The organism is Rhodoferax sp. P2_H8_2 (genome assembly GCF_056403235.1).
In genome coordinates this window covers 38,222-55,701 of sequence record NZ_JBFUFW010000012.1, presented here as the reverse complement: position 1 = coordinate 55,701, position 17,480 = coordinate 38,222, and the positions used below count along the sequence as shown (strand labels likewise).

Sequence of the window (17,480 nt, the reverse complement as noted above, 5' to 3'; positions counted from 1 at the left end):
ACCTCCCGAATTAACTGGAGATAACAAAATGACAATGTTCAACAAAGTTACCAAGACCTTCCAATGGGGCCAACACACGGTCACCATGGAAACCGGCGAAATCGCACGCCAGTCCACCGGCGCTGTGCTGCTGGACATGGATGGCACCGTCGTTCTGGCTACCGTCGTTGCCAAGACTGAAGGCAAGCCCGGGCAGGATTTCTTCCCCTTGACCGTTGACTACCTCGAAAAGACTTACGCTGCAGGCAAGATCCCCGGTAGCTTCTTCAAGCGCGAAGGCCGTCCGAGCGAATTTGAAACGCTGACTTCCCGCCTGATCGACCGCCCGATCCGCCCTCTGTTCCCAGAAGGCTTCTTCAACGAAGTGCACGTGGTAATCCACACTGTGTCGTTGAACCCTGAAGTCGATGCTGACATCGCTGCAATGATCGCAGTGAGCGCCGCGCTGTCCATCTCTGGCGTGCCGTTCAATGGCCCTATCGGCGCAGCCCGCGTCGGTTACGTCAATGGCGAGTACGTGTTGAACCCTGGCCAGACCCAGCGCAAAGATTCCATCATGGATCTGGTTGTTGCCGGTACCGAAGCCGCTGTGCTGATGGTCGAGTCCGAAGCCCAACAACTGTCCGAAGAAATCATGTTGGGCGCCGTTGTGTTCGGCCACCAGCAAGGTGCGATCGCCATCAACGCGATCCACGAACTGGTGCGTGACGCTGGCAAGCCGGTGTGGGACTGGAAAGCCCCTGCCAAGGACCAAGCCCTGATCGCCAAGATCGACGGCCTGGCCAAAGCCAAGCTGGAAGCCGCCTACCAAATCCGCAACAAGCAAGCCCGCACACAGGCTTGCCGCGCTGCCTATTCTGAAGTCATGGCCGCCCTGAAGGCCGACGGCGCTGCGTTTGACGCAGTGGCCATCGAAGGTCTGCTGTTCGAAATCGAAGCCAAGATCGTTCGCGGCCAGATTCTGGCGGGCGAGCCCCGTATCGACGGCCGCGACACACGCACTGTGCGCGCCATCGAAATCCGCAACAGCGTGCTGCCCCGTACCCACGGTTCCGCACTGTTCACCCGCGGTGAAACGCAAGCTCTGGTCGTCACGACACTGGGCACTGAGCGTGATGCACAACGTATCGACGCTTTGAGCGGCGAATACGAAGACCGCTTCATGCTGCACTACAACATGCCTCCGTTCGCCACTGGCGAAACCGGTCGCGTGGGCACGCCCAAGCGTCGCGAAATCGGCCACGGCCGTCTGGCCAAGCGCGCTCTGGTTGCGGTGCTGCCTTCCAAAGAAGACTTCCCGTACACCATGCGTGTTGTGTCCGAAATCACTGAGTCCAACGGCTCATCGTCGATGGCCTCGGTCTGCGGCGGCTGCCTGTCGCTGATGGACGCTGGCGTTCCGATGAAGGCCCACGTGGCTGGTATCGCCATGGGTCTGATCAAGGAAGACAACCGCTTCGCCGTGTTGACCGACATCCTGGGTGACGAAGATCACCTGGGCGATATGGACTTCAAGGTTGCCGGTACCACCAACGGCATTACCGCGCTGCAGATGGACATCAAGATTCAGGGCATTACCAAGGAAATCATGCAAGTCGCATTGGCCCAGGCCAAGGAAGCGCGCATGCACATTCTGGGCAAGATGCAAGAAGCGATGGCCGAAGCCAAGACTGAAGTGTCCAACTTCGCTCCTCGCCTGTTCACGATGAAGATCAACCCCGAGAAGATCCGTGACGTGATCGGCAAGGGCGGCTCCGTGATCCGTGCACTGACCGAAGAAACCGGTACGCAGATCAACATCGAAGAAGACGGCACCATCACCATCGCTTCCGCTGATCCAGCCAAGGCTGAAGAAGCCAAGCGCCGCATTGAGCAGATCACCGCCGAAGTCGAAATCGGCAAGGTCTACGAAGGCCCGATCACCAAGATTCTGGACTTCGGTGCACTGGTTAACCTGCTGCCCGGCAAAGACGGTCTGCTGCACATCAGCCAGATCGCCCACGAGCGCGTCGAGAAAGTTACGGACTACCTGTCCGAAGGCCAGATCGTCAAGGTCAAGGTCATGGAAACCGACGAAAAGGGCCGCATCAAGCTGTCCATGAAGGCTTTGCTGGACCGCCAGGAACAGCCTGCTGAGCAGAACTAAGCAAACTAGTCTGCTATGAAATCGGTAGCTGCTTGCGCACATAGCGCGGGCGCTACCGGCCGATTTGCCATGAAAGTCATCGAGATCGCAACATTTGGTGGGCCGGACGTCTTGCGTCTGGCAGATCGCCCTGAGCCTCAAGCAGGCGCAGGGGAGTTGCGCATCCGCGTCTCGGCCAGCGGCGTGAACCGTCCTGATGTATTGCAGCGCGGTGGGCACTACCCAGCGCCTGCGGGTGCGTCAGACATTCCCGGGCTGGAAGTGGCGGGTGTCATCGTCGATGGCGATGCTGCAGCGATGGCGCAAGCCGGTTTCAAAGTGGGTGACCGCGTCTGTGCGCTGGTCAGTGGCGGTGGTTACGCAGAGCTCTGCGTGGCGCCTGTCGGTCAATGTCTGCCGATACCGGCAGGACTCTCTGATCTGGAAGCCGCTAGCCTGCCGGAGACCTTCTTCACCGTGTGGAGCAATGTGTTTGACCGGGGCCATCTGAAAGCAGGGGAGACCCTGCTGGTGCAAGGTGGTTCCAGTGGCATTGGCGTGACGGCGATCCAGATGGCAAAGGCCTTTGGTGCAACCGTCATTGCAACCGCGGGCAGCGATGCCAAGTGCGATGCTTGCCGTGCGCTCGGTGCAGACCACGCCATCAACTACAAAACGCAAGACTTTCAGGCCGAAGTACTGCGCATCACGGGCAACCGCGGTGCCGATGTGATTCTGGACATGGTCGCGGGCAGTTACGTGGCCAAAGAGGTTACTTGCCTCGCAGACGATGGCCGCCTGGTCATCATTGCGGTGCAGGGCGGCGTGCAAAGCGAAATCAATGCCGGTCTGGTGCTGCGCAAGCGTTTGACGATTACCGGCTCCACGCTGCGTGCGCGGCCGGTAGCCTTCAAGGCCGCGATTGCCGCCGCTTGCCGCCAGCAGGTTTGGCCCCATCTGGAGTCGGGCGCCATCAAACCGGTGGTCCACAGCGTGTTTGCGGCAGCGCAAGCCGCAGCAGCCCACACGTTGATGGAATCGAACCAGCACGTTGGGAAGATTGTTCTGAACTGGAGCGCCGCATGAAACGCAAGCTGATTGCCGGAAACTGGAAGATGAACGGTGGCCTGGCTGCCAACGAGGCACTGATCAAGGCGCTGCTGGCCGGGTCTGCGGACTGGGCTTGCGGCGTTGCCGTGTGCGCGCCTGCTCTGTATCTGGCGCAACTACAGACACTGGTGGCCGGTAGCAAGATCGACTTGGGCGCGCAGGATGTGTCGTCCCACGAGTCTGGTGCCTATACCGGCGAAATGTCGGCGACGATGCTGAAAGACTTCGCCGTGCGTTACACCATCGTCGGCCACTCGGAGCGTCGCCAGTACCATGGGGAAGCCGATGCACTGGTGGCAGACAAAGCCAAGGCCGCATTGGCACATGGAGTGACGCCTATCGTTTGTGTGGGCGAAACGCTGGCCGAGCGCGAAGCGGGCAAGACGCAAGAAGTGGTCAAACGCCAACTGGCAGCCGTGATCCACACCAATGGCCATTGCATCAGTGAAATCGTCGTGGCGTATGAGCCTGTGTGGGCAATTGGCACGGGCAAGACCGCCACGCCAGCGCAAGCGCAGGAAGTGCACGCGGTGTTGCGCGCGCAACTGCACGCAGCGAACGAACACGCAGATCGCATCCAGATTCTGTATGGCGGCAGCATGAACGCTGCCAATGCCGCCGAATTGCTGGCCCAGCCGGACATCGATGGTGGGCTGGTTGGGGGCGCTGCCCTCAAAGCCCCGGATTTTTTATCAATTATCGCTGCAGCCCGCTAACAGCGTGCGCAGCCAGCTATCAATTTAGGAGTAGATGATGAACGCAGTTTTGACCATTATTTTGACCGTGCAGATGCTGTCCGCCTTGGGCATGATTGGCTTGATCCTTGTGCAGCACGGCAAGGGTGCCGACATGGGCGCAGCCTTCGGCAGCGGCAGTTCCGGCAGCCTGTTTGGTGCCAGCGGCAGCGCCAACTTCCTGTCCCGCACGACGGCCGTGCTGGCCACGGTGTTCTTTGTCTGCACATTGGCTCTGGCCTACTTTGGCAACCTGCGTCCTGCCAGTTCCGGCAGCGTGCTGGAAAGCGCTGCGGTTGTGACGCCGGCTGCTCCTGCATCGGCTGCCGCACCTGAGGTGCCAGCCTCCGGCGCAGCCCAGATTCCGTCTAAGTAAATCCCCTCTGAAAATGCCTTGGCCCTCCGGGGCGTAAGGTGTTTTCAGGGTAAACTCCTAGTTGTCAGATGAGCAAACGCCGCAAGGTTCCTCACGCAATTCTGACAATGAAGAGAGCCGCCGTCGTGGTGAAATTGGTAGACACGCTATCTTGAGGTGGTAGTGGCGAAAGCTGTGCGAGTTCGAGTCTCGCCGACGGCACCATTAATTTAGTTACGGTGATCAGAATCCCAAGATGAACCTCGATCAATACCTTCCCGTCCTCCTGTTCATCTTGGTTGGCATCGGCATTGGCGTAGTACCCCAGGTACTGGGCTATATCCTCGGACCGAATCGTCCCGATGCCGCCAAAAACTCCCCCTATGAATGCGGCTTCGAGGCGTTTGAAGACGCCCGCATGAAGTTCGACGTTCGCTACTACCTCGTAGCCATTCTTTTCATTTTGTTTGATCTGGAGACGGCCTTCCTGTTTCCTTGGGCGGTGAGCCTCAAGGAAATCGGCCTGATGGGCTTCCTCGTGGGCGCAGAGTTCGTGATCGTGTTGACGATCGGCTTTGTGTACATGTGGAAAAAAGGCGCTCTGGACTGGGAGTAATGCAATGATTGAAGGCGTACTGAAAGAAGGCTTCGTCACTACGAGTTACGACTCGGTGATGAACTGGGCCAAGACTGGTTCCATTTGGCCGATGACATTTGGTCTGGCTTGTTGTGCGGTTGAGATGATGCACGCTGCTGCTGCGCGTTACGACATCAGCCGCTTCGGCTCCGAAGTATTTCGCGCAAGCCCGCGCCAGTCCGATCTGATGATCGTCGCCGGCACGCTGTGCAACAAGATGGCACCCGCGCTGCGCAAGGTCTATGACCAGATGTCCGAGCCCCGCTGGGTGATCAGCATGGGCTCCTGCGCCAATGGCGGCGGCTACTACCACTACAGTTATTCCGTGGTCCGCGGTTGCGACCGCATTGTGCCCGTGGATGTGTATGTGCCCGGTTGCCCACCAACCGCGGAAGCACTGCTGTACGGCATTCTGCAATTGCAGCAGAAGATCCGCCGCACCGAAACCATTGCCCGCGCTTGAAATTACGCCGATAGGAAATTCATGACTGTTTATTCCGTTCGCCCCGAGGACACTCTAGCCGCCGTGCAGACCGCGCTGGGTGACAAGGTCAAGCGCATCTCTGTGGACCTTGGCGAAGTCAAGGTGATGGTCGCTGCTTCTGACTACCACGAAGCCGCACAAATCCTGCGCAATGCGCCCGGCTGCCAGTTCGAGCAGTTGATCGACTTGTGCGGCGTGGATTACTCCGAATACGGAGACAAGGTCAACGAAGGTCCGCGTTTCTGCGTGGTCTCGCACTTGCTGTCGGTCAGCCTGAACCAGCGCCTGCGTTTGAAGGTGTTTGCCACTGACAACGACATGCCCATCGTCGATTCCGTCAACGACATCTGGAACTCCGCCAACTGGTTTGAGCGCGAAGCCTTCGATTTGTTTGGCATCGTGTTTGAAGGCCACAACGACCTGCGTCGCATTCTGACCGACTACGGTTTCATCGGCCATCCGTTTCGCAAGGATTTCCCGACCACGGGCCACGTGGAAATGCGCTACGACGCAGAATCCAAGCGCGTGGTGTACCAGCCAGTGACGATCGAAGCGCGCGAAATCACGCCGCGCATCATCCGTGAAGACAACTACGGCGGAGGCCTGCAGTAAGCAGAAGAATTGCATGGCTGAAATCAAAAACTACACCCTGAACTTCGGACCGCAGCACCCGGCTGCACACGGCGTGCTGCGCCTTGTGCTGGAGCTGGATGGCGAAGTGATCCAGCGCGCCGATCCGCACATCGGCCTGTTGCACCGCGCCACCGAAAAGCTGGCCGAAAGCAAGACCTACATCCAGTCGCTGCCTTACATGGACCGCTTGGACTATGTGTCCATGATGTGCAACGAGCATGCGTACTGCCTGGCAATCGAAAAGCTGCTGGGTTTGGAAGTGCCGGTTCGCGCGCAGTACATCCGTGTGATGTTTTCCGAAATTACGCGCCTGCTGAACCACCTGATGTGGCTGGGTTCGCACGGCAACGATTGCGGTAGCTCCACCATCCTGATTTACACCTTCCGCGAACGCGAAGACCTGTTTGACATGTACGAGGCCGCCAGCGGCGCACGCATGCATGCGGCCTACTTCCGGCCGGGTGGCGTTTACCGCGATCTGCCCGACACCATGCCGCAGTTCAAGGCCAGCAAGGTGCGTAACGCCAAGGGCGTCGCCGAGCTGAACAAAAACCGCCAGGGCTCCCTGCTGGACTTCATTGACGACTTCTCGCAGCGCTTCCCCAAGTGTCTTGAGGAATACCACACGCTGCTGACCGAGAACCGTATCTGGAAGCAGCGTACCGTCAATATCGGCATCGTCAGCCCCGAGCGCGCGCTGAACCTGGGCTTCACCGGCCCGATGCTGCGTGGCTCCGGCATCGAATGGGATCTGCGCAAGAAGCAGCCCTACGACGTGTACGACAAACTGGATTTCGACATCCCCGTGGGCAAAACCGGCGACGTGTACGACCGCTACCTGGTGCGCATGGAAGAGATGAAGCAGTCCAACCGCATCATCAAGCAGTGCGTGGACTGGTTGAAGGCCAACCCAGGTCCAGTCATCACCGACAACCACAAGATCGCCGCGCCGTCGCGCGAATCCTTGAAGACCAACATGGAAGAGCTGATCCACCACTTCAAGCTGTTCACCGAGGGCTTCCATGTGCCTGCAGGCGAAGCCTATGCGGCGGTGGAACACCCCAAGGGTGAGTTCGGCATTTACCTGATCAGCGATGGCGCCAACAAGCCTTATCGCCTGAAGATTCGCCCGCCAGGCTTCGTGCATCTTGCGGCGCTCAACGAAATGGCCAGTGGGCACATGATTGCGGACGCGGTGTCCATCATCGGCACCATGGACATTGTTTTTGGAGAGATTGATCGATGATCTCTGATGCAACTCCCGCAGCGAAGCTGTCGGACACCACTCTTTCGCGCTTCGCCAAAGAAGTCGCCAAATATCCCGACAACGACACGGGCCGCCAATCTGCCGTGATGGCCTGCCTGGCCATCGTTCAGCAGGAGTTGGGTCATGTCAGCACCGACAGTGAGAAGCTGATCGCCGACTACCTGCATATGGCACCTATGGCCGTGCACGAAGTCACGACCTTCTACAACATGTACAACCAGCGCAAGTTGGGCAAGTTCAAGCTCAATGTCTGTACCAATCTGCCGTGCCAGTTGCGCAATGGTCAGCACGCGCTGCACCATCTGGAAAAGAAGCTGGGCATCCATATGGGTGAGACAACTGCTGACGGCATGTTCACACTGCAACAAAGCGAATGCTTGGGCGCTTGCGCCGACTCGCCTGTGATGCTGGTCAACGACCGCCATATGTGCAGTTTCATGAGCGACGACAAGCTGGACCAATTGGTTGACAGCCTGCGCGCCGAAGGAGCCAAGTGATGAGCGTCGACAAGATCCTCGATCAATTCAAGGCCACAGGCGTTCAAACCTGTTTCCATGACCGCCACATCAATCCCCAGATTTATGCCGGGCTGAATGGTTCCAACTGGAGCCTGAAAGACTACGAAGCGCGTGGTGGCTACCAAGCGCTGCGCAAGATTTTGGGCAAGGATGGCTCCGCACCGAACGACGCTGGCGTCGTGGGCATGACCCAAGACCAAGTCATTGCAACCGTCAAGGAATCTGCGCTGCGCGGACGCGGCGGCGCTGGCTTCCCGACCGGTTTGAAGTGGAGCTTCATGCCCCGCTCGTTCCCGGGTCAGAAATACCTCGTCTGCAATTCCGACGAAGGCGAACCCGGTACCTGCAAGGACCGCGACATCCTCGAATACAACCCCCACATCGTGATCGAAGGCATGGCGATTGCCGCGTACGCGATGGGCATTTCGGTGGGCTACAACTACATCCACGGCGAAATCTTCTCAGCCTATGACCGCTTCGAAGCGGCGCTGGAAGAAGCGCGCGCCGCTGGCATGTTGGGCGACAACATCATGGGTAGCAACTTCAGCTTCCAACTGCATGCGTCCCATGGCTTTGGCGCTTACATCTGCGGTGAAGAAACAGCTTTGCTGGAATCGCTGGAAGGCAAAAAGGGTCAACCCCGCTTCAAGCCACCGTTCCCAGCCAGCTTTGGCCTGTACGGCAAGCCGACCACGATCAATAACACCGAAACCTTTGCCGCAGTTCCCTGGATCATTCGCAACGGCGGTCAGGCTTACCTCGAATGCGGCAAGCCCAACAACGGTGGTACCAAAATCTACTCGGTCAGCGGTGACGTCGAGCGTCCCGGCAATTACGAAATCCCTATGGGCACACCGTTTTCCAAGTTGTTGGAACTCGCTGGTGGCGTCAAAGGCGGTAAGGCACTGAAGGCCGTGATCCCTGGCGGATCGTCTTCACCTGTTCTGCCTGCTTCCATCATGATGGAATGCACGATGGACTACGACTCCATCGCCAAGGCGGGTTCCATGTTGGGCTCCGGCGCTGTGATCGTGATGGACGAAACGCGTTGCATGGTCAAGGCGCTGCAACGTCTGTCCTACTTCTACATGCACGAGTCCTGCGGCCAGTGCACGCCTTGCCGCGAAGGCACAGGCTGGTTGTCGCGCATGGTGGACCGTATCGTGAATGGCCAGGGACGCCCGAGCGATCTGGATCTGCTGGACAACGTGTCAGAGAACATCATGGGTCGCACTATTTGCGCGCTCGGCGATGCAGCGGCCATGCCTGTTCGCGCCATGATCAAACATTATCGGCATGAGTTTGCGCATCTGATCGAGCACAAGTCCAGCATGGTCAATGCGGCGGTGGAAAGCTAACAATGATTGAAATCGAACTCGACGGCAAGAAGGTAGACATTGTTGAAGGCAGCATGATCATGCATGCCGCCGACAAGGCCGGCACCTACATCCCGCATTTCTGCTATCACAAGAAATTGAGCATCGCGGCCAACTGCCGCATGTGCCTGGTTGATGTGGAGAAGATGCCCAAACCCATGCCGGCCTGCGCAACGCCGGTGACGCAAGGCATGATCGTTCGCACCAAGAGCGATAAGGCGATCAAGGCACAGAAGTCGGTCATGGAGTTTTTACTGATCAACCACCCTTTGGATTGCCCTATCTGCGACCAAGGCGGTGAGTGCCAGCTACAGGATTTGGCCGTCGGTTACGGTGGGTCTTCTTCGCGTTACGAAGAAGAAAAGCGCGTTGTGCCGGTCAAAGATGTAGGCCCGCTGATTTCCATGCAGGAAATGAGCCGCTGCATCCATTGCACCCGCTGCGTGCGCTTCGGCCAGGAAGTGGCCGGCGTGATGGAGCTGGGCATGTCGCACCGCGGTGAGCATGCCGAGATCGAAACCTTTATCGGTGAGTCGGTCGACTCCGAGCTGTCCGGCAACATGATTGACATTTGCCCGGTCGGCGCGCTGACCAGCAAGCCGTTCCGCTACAGCGCCCGCACCTGGGAACTGTCGCGCCGCAAATCAGTCAGCCCGCACGACTCCACCGGTTCCAACCTGATCATCCAGGTCAAAAACAACAAGGTGATGCGCGTCGTACCGCTGGAAAACGAAGCGATCAACGAATGCTGGATTGCTGACCGCGACCGTTTCTCTTATGAAGCGCTGAACGGCGACGAACGTCTGACCACGCCCATGATCAAGCAGGGCGGTGAGTGGAAATCGGTCGACTGGCAGACCGCACTCGAATACGTGGCCAACGGCCTGAAGCAGATCAAGAGCGACCATGGCGCAGCCGCCATTGGTACCTTGGTCAGCCCGCACAGCACCTTGGAAGAACTGCATCTGGCAGGCGCTTTGGTGCGCGGCCTGGGCAGCGACAACATTGACTACCGTTTGCGCAATGCGGAGTTCGCGCCAGCAGGCGAGGGCGCACGCTGGCTGGGTACCTCCATCGCATCATTGACGCAATTGCAGCGTGCTCTGGTTGTTGGCTCCAACCTGCGCAAAGACCATCCGCTGTTTGCACAGCGTATTCGCCAAGCCTCGAAGACCGGCTGCGCGGTGAATGTGCTGGGTGCTACAGCGCCAGATTGGGCTATGCGTATCGCCAACACGCTGGTTGCGCCTTCCGGTCAATGGGTACAAGCGCTGGCAGATATCGCCTCAGCAGTCGCTGCAGAGAAGGGCGTTGCTGCGCCCGCTAGCGGCAACGCGACTGAGTCCGCACAAGCGATTGCGAAGAGCCTGCTGGGTGGCGAACGCAAAGCGATCTTGTTGGGTAACGCCGCCGCGCACCACGCTAAAGCGAGCAGCTTGCTGGCACTGGCCAACTGGATTGGTGAGCAGACGGGCGCTACCGTCGGCTATCTGACCGAAGCTGCAAATACCGTTGGCGCGCAACTGGCGAAAGCCCAGCCCGCTGCGCCCGGTCTGAACGCTGGACAAATGCTCGGCGGTGCGCTGAAGGCGGCCGTGTTGTTGAATACCGAGCCTAAGTTTGATGCAGCCAACGGCGCAGATGCGGTGAAGAAACTGGCCACTTGCCAGATGGTTGTCTCTCTGAGCCCGTTCAAGGCGAACATGGACTGTGCCGACGTGCTGCTGCCGATTGCGCCATTCACCGAAACATCCGGCACCTTCGTCAACGCTGAAGGCCGTGTGCAGAGTTTCCACGCCGTCGTGAAGCCTTTGGGTGATACGCGTCCGGCCTGGAAAGTATTGCGCGTGCTCGCGAATCTGCTGGAGTTGCCTGGCTTTGATTTCGAGTCGTCGCAAGATGTGCTGACCGATATGCACGCAGCCAATGGCGGTGTGCCAGAGCAAGTTCCTGCTGCTTTGCTGAGCAATGCCTGTAAGGCATCCATCGATGTGGCCGCCACATCTGGTGAGCCTGCCAGCGCCAGCATTTACCAGCTCGACGGCATTGTGCGTAGAGCGCCTGCGCTGCAACTGACGGCAGATGCCCGTTTGCAAGAGGTGGCAGCATGATTGACGCGCTGTACAACTTTGGTTTGGGATTGTTTGCCTTCCCGCTGTGGGTCAGCCTCATCTGGCCCATTGTCTGGACGCTGATCAAGATCATCGTGGTCGTGCTGCCGCTGATGGGTCTGGTGGCCTATCTGACTTTGTGGGAGCGCAAGTTCCTTGGCTGGATGCAGGTCCGCGTGGGACCGAACCGAGTTGGGCCTTTGGGCTTGCTGCAGCCGATTGCTGACGCGCTGAAGTTGATGACCAAGGAAATCCTGGTCCCCACGCAAGCCAGCAAGGGCCTGTTCTTTATCGGCCCGATTTTGACCATCATGCCGGCACTGGCGGCTTGGGCTGTTGTGCCATTTGGTCCGGAAACCGTTTTGGCGAATGTCAACGCCGGTCTGCTGTTCCTGATGGCCATTACCTCGATGGAGGTCTACGGCGTGGTGATCGCGGGTTGGGCTTCCAACTCCAAGTATTCGTTCCTGGGTGCGATGCGCGCCTCGGCGCAAATGGTCAGCTACGAAATCTCGATGGGCTTTTGCCTGGTGATTGTGCTGATGGTGTCCGGCACGATGAACATGACCGAAATCGTGTTGGGCCAGGGCAAGGGCATGATGGTGGAGCAGGGACTGGGTTTCCTGTCCTGGAACTGGTTGCCGCTGTTGCCAGTCTTTGTTGTGTATTTCATCTCGGGTCTGGCTGAAACCAATCGCCACCCGTTTGACGTGGTCGAAGGCGAAGCTGAAATCGTCGCTGGTCACATGGTCGAGTACTCCGGCATGTCGTTTGCGATGTTCTATCTGGCTGAATACGTGAACATGTGGCTAATCTCCATACTGGCCACGGTGATGTTCCTTGGCGGCTGGCTGTCGCCAGTGGCGGCGCTGGACTTTATTCCCGGCTGGATCTGGTTGGGACTGAAGACGTTCTTTGTCGTCAGCCTGTTTATCTGGGTGCGCGCCACCTTCCCCCGTTTCCGTTACGACCAGATCATGCGTCTGGGCTGGAAAGTATTTATCCCTGTGACTCTGGTCTGGTTGCTGTTCATCGGCGCCTGGATGCAGACTTCCTGGAACATCTGGAAGTGAAGGGGCTACTCACATGACTTCATCTGTTATCAACCGCACTCCAGCCTTTTCGCTGCGTGATTTTCTGTCCAGCTTCCTGCTGCTGGAATTGTTCAAGGGCATGGCCCTGACCGGCCGCTACCTGTTCCGCCGCAAGGTGACGGTGCAGTTTCCTGAGGAAAAAACGCCGCTGTCGCCTCGCTTCCGTGGCCTGCATGCGCTGCGCCGCTATGACAACGGCGAAGAACGCTGCATTGCCTGCAAACTGTGCGAAGCGGTCTGCCCGGCGATGGCTATCACGATCGAATCCGATGTGCGCGAAGACGGTTCTCGCCGCACCACACGTTACGACATCGATCTGACCAAATGCATCTTCTGCGGCTTCTGCGAAGAAAGCTGCCCGGTCGACTCCATTGTGGAAACCCACATCCTGGAATACCACGGTGAAAAACGCGGCGACCTGTACTTCACCAAGGACATGTTGTTGGCCGTAGGCGATCGTTACGAAAAAGAAATCGCTGCCGCAAAACAGGCGGACGCCAAGTACCGTTGATCGCTGCTCAAGAAAGTATCTGAACCATGAGTATTACGACCGGTCTGTTTTATGCCTTCTCTGCGGTGCTATTGTTTGCCGCGTTTCGCGTCATCACGGCGCGCAACCCCGTGCACGCCGCGCTGTTTCTGGTGCTGACCTTCTTCCAGGCCGCGATGATCTGGATGCTGCTGAAAGCCGAATTCCTGTCCATCACGCTGGTGCTGGTGTATGTGGGTGCGGTGATGGTGCTGTTCCTGTTCGTCGTGATGATGATGGATATCAACATCGAGAACCTGCGCGCGGGTTTCTGGAAGCACTTTCCGCTGGCCGCCATCATTGGCTTGGTCATTGCCTGGGAAATGACATGGGTACTGATGGGCGGCTTCCGCCCTGTGGATGACCCTGTTGCCGCAACCAATGCACTGCAAACCTCCAACACCAAGGAGCTGGGCAAGCTGCTGTTCACCCAGTATCTGTATCCGTTGGAAGTCGGCGCCGCCATCTTGCTGGTAGCGATGATTGCCGCCATCGCACTGACACTGCGCGCCCGCAAGGACAGCAAGTATGTCCACGCGGGAGATCAAGTACGCGTCAAGTCGCGTGACCGGATGACCGTAGTGAAGATGGCTGCCACCCAGGCAGCACCTGCGCCCACACCTGCTGCTGAAGGGGAGACCAAGGCATGACACTCACACTCGGACACTTTCTGTCGCTCGGCGCGATGTTGTTTGCACTGTCGGTTGTAGGCATTTTCCTGAACCGCCGCAACCTGATCGTGTTGCTGATGGCGATTGAGCTGATGCTGCTGGCGGTGAATACCAACTTTGTTGCGTTCTCGTATTACCTGAACGACATGCACGGCCAGATCTTCGTGTTCTTCATTCTGACGGTTGCCGCCGCCGAGTCCGCCATTGGCCTCGCGATTCTGGTGCTGCTGTTCCGCAACAAGTCCAGCATCAGCGTGGACGAACTCAATACGCTCAAGGGTTAAAACAATGTCTGCAACCCTCTCTGCATGCACTCTGCTGGCGGTACCGCTGGCACCCCTGGTGGGGTCCGCACTGGCGGGCGTGTTTGGAACCAAGTTTGGTGGCAATGTGATTGGCCGCCGCGTCACGCATTCGTTGACTATCCTGGGCGTGTTCATTGCCTTTGTACTGTCTGCGATGACGTTGTATTCGGTCGCCGTGGACGGTGCGCGTTTCAACGAAACCATCTACACATGGATGCAGGTTGGCAGCCTGAAGATGGAAATCGGCTTTTTGGTCGATGGCCTTACCGCCATGATGATGTGCGTCGTGACCTTCGTATCGCTGATGGTCCATCTGTACACCATTGGCTACATGGAAGAAGACGACGGCTACAACCGCTTCTTCGCCTACATCTCGCTGTTCACCTTCTCTATGCTGATGCTGGTGATGAGCAACAACCTGCTGCAGTTGTTCTTTGGCTGGGAAGCGGTGGGCCTAGTGTCTTACCTGCTGATCGGTTTCTGGTTCAACAAGCCAACCGCCATCTTTGCGAACATGAAGGCGTTCCTGGTCAACCGCGTCGGTGACTTTGGTTTCATTCTGGGCATTGGTCTGATCGTCGCTTTCGCCGGGACCTTGAACTACGGCGAAGTATTTGCCAAGAGCGGTGAGTTGGGTGCATTGGCTTTCCCCGGCACCAGCTGGATGCTGATCACTGTAATCTGCATTTGCTTGTTTATCGGCGCGATGGGCAAGTCGGCTCAGTTCCCGTTGCACGTCTGGTTGCCCGATTCGATGGAAGGCCCGACACCCATTTCTGCGCTGATCCACGCTGCGACGATGGTGACGGCTGGCATCTTCATGGTGGCGCGCATGTCGCCGCTGTTTGAGTTGTCGGACACTGCGCTGAACTTTGTGCTGGTGATTGGTGCCATCACCGCGCTGTTCATGGGTTTCCTGGGCATCATCCAGAACGACATCAAGCGCGTGGTTGCGTACTCCACGCTGTCTCAGTTGGGTTACATGACAGTCGCCCTGGGCGCATCGGCGTACTCTGTTGCCGTGTTCCACCTGATGACCCACGCATTTTTCAAGGCGCTGTTGTTCCTCGGTGCCGGTTCGGTGATCATGGGTTGCCACCACAACCAGGACATCCGATGGATGGGCGGCCTACGCAAGTACATGCCTATCACCTGGATCACTTCGCTATTGGGCTCGCTGGCCTTGATCGGTACACCGCTGTTCGCCGGCTTTTACTCCAAGGACAGCATCATTGAGGCTGTCGCTGAAAGCCATCTGCCCGGTGCTGGTTTCGCGCACTTCGCTGTGCTGGCGGGTGTGTTTGTGACCGCCTTCTATTCGTTCCGCATGTACTTCCTGGTGTTCCACGGCAAAGAGCGGTTCGATCAGAATCCCGATGCGCACCATGATGACCACGCTGCCCATGACGATCACGGCCATGGTGATCACCACCATGTGCCACACGAATCTCCGTGGGTCGTGACGGTGCCGTTGGTGCTGTTGGCGATTCCTTCGGTGGTAATTGGTTTTATGACCATCCAGCCGATGCTGTTTGGCGAATTCTTCAAGGACGCGATTTTTGTCAATGCCGGGGCTCACCATGCGATGACAGAGTTGGCTGAGATGTTCCACGGCCCGCTACAAATGGCCCTGCATGCTTTCAGCACAGCGCCGTTCTGGTTGGCTCTTGCCGGCGTGGCAGTGTCGTATGTGTTCTACATGGTCAAACCCGAAATTCCAGCAGCGATCAAGCGCACGTTCATGCCGGTGTTCACACTGCTGGAAAACAAGTACTACCTGGACTGGATCAATGAAAACATCCTGGCACGCGGCGCGCGCGCTTTGGGTACCGGTCTGTGGAAGGGCGGCGATCAGGCCATCATCGACGGTACGCTGGTCAACGGTTCATGGAAGCTTGTAGGCTGGATTTCCGGCGTTGTGCGCAAGCTGCAATCCGGCATGCTGTACCACTACGCGCTGGCCATGATCTTGGGCATCTTCATGCTCATGACGTATTTTGTGTTGCTCAACAAGTAGGAGTAGAAAAACATGGGATTGTTGAGCCTTGCCATCTGGACGCCAATTGCGTTCGGTATTCTGTTGCTGGCACTGGGCCGCGATGAGCAGGCCGGTGCGGTGCGCTGGGTTGCGCTGATTGGCGCGCTGGTCAGTTTCCTGGTGACCTTGCCGCTGTACACGCAATTCAATACGGCCTCCGCAGCGATGCAGTTTGTCGAGAAGGCATCGTGGATTGAGCGCTTCAATGTGAGCTATCACATCGGTCTGGACGGTATTTCGTTCTGGTTCGTATTGCTGACGGCCTTCATCAATGTGGTCGTGGTGATCGCCAGCTGGGAGTCGATTACTCGCCGTGTCAACCAATACATGGGCGCGTTCCTGATTTTGAGTGGCCTGATGATTGGCGTGTTCAGCGCATTGGACGGCCTTCTGTTCTATGTGTTCTTCGAAGCCACACTGATCCCGATGTACCTGATCATCGGTATCTGGGGCGGCCCCAACAAGATTTACGCGGCGTTCAAGTTCTTCCTGTACACGTTGCTGGGCTCCTTGCTGATGCTGGTTGCGCTGATCTATCTGTACATCCAGTCGGGTGGTAGTTTTGATCTGGCGACTTGGCACGCTCTGCCGCTGAGCGGCAAGGCGCAGACCCTTCTGTTCTTTGCGTTCTTCTCCGCGTTTGCGGTGAAAGTGCCAATGTGGCCGGTGCACACTTGGCTGCCCGATGTGCACGTGGAAGCGCCTACCGGCGGCTCTGCAGTGCTGGCCGCCATCATGTTGAAGCTGGGTGCTTACGGTTTCCTGCGCTTTTCGCTGCCCATCGCCCCCGATGCGGCGCATGAATACGCAGGTTTCATGATCGCGCTGTCGCTGATCGCCGTGGTCTATGTGGGCTTGGTTGCAATGGTGCAGCAGGACATGAAGAAGCTCGTCGCTTACTCGTCCGTCGCACACATGGGCTTTGTGACGCTTGGCTTCTTCATCTTCAACGATGTGGGTATTTCTGGTGGTCTGGTGCAGATGATTGCGCACGGCTTTGTGTCTGGCGCGATGTTCCTCTGCATTGGTGTGCTGTACGACCGCGTGCATTCGCGTGAGATTTCTGCCTATGGCGGTGTCGTTAACACCATGCCCAAGTTCGCAGCCTTTGCCTTGTTGTTCGCGATGGCCAATTGCGGCTTGCCGGGCACTGCTGGTTTTGTGGGCGAGTGGATGGTGATCTTGGGTGCTGTGAAGTTCAACTTCTGGGTGGGCTTTGCCGCCGCCAGTGCGCTGATTTTTGGCGCCGCCTACACGTTATGGATGTTCAAGCGCGTCTATCTGGGTCCTGTCGCCAACGACGACGTCAAAGACCTGAAGGACATCAACGCACGCGAGTTCGTGATGCTGGCCTTGCTGGCCGCAGCCGTGCTGTACATGGGCATCTACCCCAAACCGTTTACCGATGTGATGGATGCCTCGGTGGCGCAACTGCTCAAGCATGTTGCCCTTTCCAAGCTCCCTGGCTGAACTGATCACACTGAATTGAGAGA

17 protein-coding genes and 1 tRNA gene are annotated in these 17,480 nt (G+C 57.8%); all 18 read left to right on the top strand.

Annotated features, from left to right (window positions below; genetic code table 11):
- Positions 1-28: 28 nt before the first annotated feature.
- Positions 29-2,146, top strand: coding sequence for a polyribonucleotide nucleotidyltransferase (gene pnp / locus AC1DV6_RS17285; RefSeq protein ID WP_477979623.1), 2,118 nt, complete (start codon positions 29-31; stop codon positions 2,144-2,146).
- A 69-nt stretch (positions 2,147-2,215) separates the two neighbouring features.
- Positions 2,216-3,211 (top strand): NAD(P)H-quinone oxidoreductase, encoded by a 996-nt coding sequence (locus AC1DV6_RS17280; RefSeq protein ID WP_477979747.1) that lies wholly within the window; start codon positions 2,216-2,218, stop codon positions 3,209-3,211.
- Positions 3,208-3,951, top strand: a complete 744-nt coding sequence (tpiA, locus tag AC1DV6_RS17275; RefSeq protein ID WP_477979621.1) for a triose-phosphate isomerase — start codon at positions 3,208-3,210, stop codon at positions 3,949-3,951. Before AC1DV6_RS17280 ends, tpiA begins: the two co-directional genes overlap by 4 nt.
- Positions 3,952-3,988: 37 nt before the next feature.
- Positions 3,989-4,345: a preprotein translocase subunit SecG gene (secG, locus tag AC1DV6_RS17270; RefSeq protein ID WP_477979619.1), complete on the top strand. Its 357-nt coding sequence runs from the start codon at positions 3,989-3,991 to the stop codon at positions 4,343-4,345.
- A 119-nt stretch (positions 4,346-4,464) separates the two neighbouring features.
- Positions 4,465-4,549 (top strand) — tRNA-Leu (locus AC1DV6_RS17265).
- 31 nt (positions 4,550-4,580) lie between these two features.
- Positions 4,581-4,940 (top strand): NADH-quinone oxidoreductase subunit A, encoded by a 360-nt coding sequence (locus tag AC1DV6_RS17260; protein WP_477979617.1) that lies wholly within the window; start codon positions 4,581-4,583, stop codon positions 4,938-4,940.
- A gap of 4 nt (positions 4,941-4,944) precedes the next feature.
- Positions 4,945-5,424, top strand: coding sequence for a NuoB/complex I 20 kDa subunit family protein (locus tag AC1DV6_RS17255; RefSeq protein WP_029708562.1), 480 nt, complete (start codon positions 4,945-4,947; stop codon positions 5,422-5,424).
- 21 nt (positions 5,425-5,445) lie between these two features.
- Positions 5,446-6,057: an NADH-quinone oxidoreductase subunit C gene (locus AC1DV6_RS17250; RefSeq protein ID WP_477979614.1), complete on the top strand. Its 612-nt coding sequence runs from the start codon at positions 5,446-5,448 to the stop codon at positions 6,055-6,057.
- 13 nt (positions 6,058-6,070) lie between these two features.
- On the top strand, positions 6,071-7,324 hold the full coding sequence (locus AC1DV6_RS17245) for an NADH-quinone oxidoreductase subunit D (protein ID WP_477979612.1): 1,254 nt from the start codon (positions 6,071-6,073) through the stop codon (positions 7,322-7,324).
- The gene (locus tag AC1DV6_RS17240; protein WP_477979610.1) at positions 7,321-7,842 is read left to right on the top strand and encodes an NADH-quinone oxidoreductase subunit NuoE family protein; all 522 of its coding nucleotides are present in this window, start codon (positions 7,321-7,323) and stop codon (positions 7,840-7,842) included. Before AC1DV6_RS17245 ends, AC1DV6_RS17240 begins: the two co-directional genes overlap by 4 nt.
- Entirely contained in the window at positions 7,842-9,221 is a 1,380-nt protein-coding gene (nuoF, locus tag AC1DV6_RS17235) for an NADH-quinone oxidoreductase subunit NuoF (RefSeq protein WP_477979608.1), read from the top strand. The genes AC1DV6_RS17240 and nuoF overlap by 1 nt, the downstream gene beginning before the upstream one ends.
- A 2-nt stretch (positions 9,222-9,223) precedes the next feature.
- Positions 9,224-11,350 carry an NADH-quinone oxidoreductase subunit NuoG gene (gene nuoG / locus AC1DV6_RS17230; RefSeq protein WP_477979606.1) on the top strand — a complete coding sequence of 709 codons (2,127 nt, stop codon included), beginning with the start codon at positions 9,224-9,226 and terminating at the stop codon, positions 11,348-11,350.
- Entirely contained in the window at positions 11,347-12,423 is a 1,077-nt protein-coding gene (gene nuoH, locus AC1DV6_RS17225; RefSeq protein ID WP_477979604.1) for an NADH-quinone oxidoreductase subunit NuoH, read from the top strand. The genes nuoG and nuoH overlap by 4 nt, the downstream gene beginning before the upstream one ends.
- 13 nt (positions 12,424-12,436) lie before the next feature.
- Positions 12,437-12,955, top strand: a complete 519-nt coding sequence (gene nuoI / locus AC1DV6_RS17220; protein ID WP_477979602.1) for an NADH-quinone oxidoreductase subunit NuoI — start codon at positions 12,437-12,439, stop codon at positions 12,953-12,955.
- Positions 12,956-12,981: 26 nt separating this feature from the next.
- Entirely contained in the window at positions 12,982-13,623 is a 642-nt protein-coding gene (locus tag AC1DV6_RS17215) for an NADH-quinone oxidoreductase subunit J (RefSeq protein WP_477979600.1), read from the top strand.
- Positions 13,620-13,928 carry an NADH-quinone oxidoreductase subunit NuoK gene (gene nuoK, locus AC1DV6_RS17210; RefSeq protein ID WP_477979598.1) on the top strand — a complete coding sequence of 103 codons (309 nt, stop codon included), beginning with the start codon at positions 13,620-13,622 and terminating at the stop codon, positions 13,926-13,928. Before AC1DV6_RS17215 ends, nuoK begins: the two co-directional genes overlap by 4 nt.
- A gap of 4 nt (positions 13,929-13,932) precedes the next feature.
- Positions 13,933-15,966 carry an NADH-quinone oxidoreductase subunit L gene (gene nuoL, locus AC1DV6_RS17205; RefSeq protein WP_477979596.1) on the top strand — a complete coding sequence of 678 codons (2,034 nt, stop codon included), beginning with the start codon at positions 13,933-13,935 and terminating at the stop codon, positions 15,964-15,966.
- Between the two features lie 12 nt (positions 15,967-15,978).
- A complete protein-coding gene (locus AC1DV6_RS17200) occupies positions 15,979-17,457 on the top strand; it encodes an NADH-quinone oxidoreductase subunit M (protein WP_477979594.1) in 1,479 nt (492 codons plus the stop codon).
- Positions 17,458-17,480: the final 23 nt, after the last annotated feature.